The sequence below is a fragment of the Streptomyces recifensis genome, from assembly GCF_002154615.1.
Taxonomy (GTDB): Bacteria; Actinomycetota; Actinomycetes; order Streptomycetales; family Streptomycetaceae; genus Streptomyces; species Streptomyces griseoluteus.
Genome location: NZ_MUNH01000449.1, coordinates 1 through 1,146 on the forward strand (window position 1 = coordinate 1; position 1,146 = coordinate 1,146).

Annotated in this window: 1 protein-coding gene; it reads left to right on the forward strand. The window is 71.3% G+C overall.

The features are described from left to right. The first annotated feature begins 37 nt into the window (after positions 1 to 37). Complete coding sequence (gene gap / locus CCN33_RS22320; RefSeq protein ID WP_086695313.1) at positions 38 to 1,033, forward strand: type I glyceraldehyde-3-phosphate dehydrogenase; 996 nt, start codon at positions 38 to 40, stop codon at positions 1,031 to 1,033. Positions 1,034 to 1,146 lie beyond the last annotated feature (113 nt).

Sequence of the window (1,146 nt, forward strand, 5' to 3'; positions counted from 1 at the left end):
TCCGCGAACCTGGGGGCGAACGGAAGGGACATCATTCATGACGCGCATCGCCATCAACGGATTCGGCCGCATCGGACGCAACGTGCTGCGGGCTCTGCTCGAACGCGACAGTGACCTCGAGGTCGTCGCGGTGAACGACCTCACCGAACCCGCGGGGCTGGCCCGGCTACTGGCCTTCGACTCGACGGCCGGGCGGCTCGGCCGTCCGGTCGAGGTGGACGGGGACACCCTCGTGGTCGACGGCCGCCGCATCAAGGTCCTCGCCGAGCGCGAGCCGGCCCAGCTCCCCTGGGCCGAGCTGGACGTGGACATCGTGCTGGAGGCGACCGGCCGCTTCACCTCGGCGAAGGCCGCCCGTGCCCACCTCGACGCGGGTGCCAGGCGGGTGCTGGTGAGCGCCCCCTCGGACGGCGCCGACGTGACGCTGGCGTACGGGGTGAACAGCGACACCTACGACCCGGCGCTGCACACCATCGTGTCGAACGCCTCCTGCACGACCAACGCGCTGGCCCCGCTGGCCGCCGTACTGGACGAACTCGCGGGAATCGAGCACGGGTTCATGACGACCGTGCACGCCTATACCCAGGAGCAGAACCTCCAGGACGGCCCGCACCGCGACCCCCGCCGGGCGCGCGCGGCCGGCGTGAACATCGTGCCGACGACCACGGGCGCGGCCAAGGCGATCGGCCTGGTGCTGCCGAACCTCGACGGCAAGCTGTCGGGCGACTCGATCCGGGTCCCGGTGCCGGTCGGCTCGATCGTCGAGCTGAACACCACGGTCGCCCGCGACGTCACCCGCGAGGAGGTGCTCGCCGCCTACCGCACGGCCGCCGAGGGCCCCCTCGCCGGTGTCCTGGAGTATTCCGAGGACCCCCTGGTCTCCTCCGACATCGTCGGCAACCCGGCCTCCTCCGTCTTCGACTCCGCCCTCACCCGGGTCGACGGCCGCCACGTCAAGGTCGTCGCCTGGTACGACAACGAGTGGGGCTTCTCCAACCGCGTGATCGACACGCTGGAGCTGCTCGCACGGTGATCGGCCGATCTCGCCGGCGCGAGCCGGTGAGGACGTGTGACGGTTCGGTATGGGCAACTCCCGGGCGTACCCCGTGTTCCGCACCACCGACAAGCCGGCGGCGTCCGCACAGG

What these genes read in the sequence shown, in the direction of transcription:
- gap (WP_086695313.1), top strand. Translation starts at nt 38, where the DNA reads ATGACGCGCATCGCCATCAACGGATTCGGCCGCATCGGACGCAACGTG.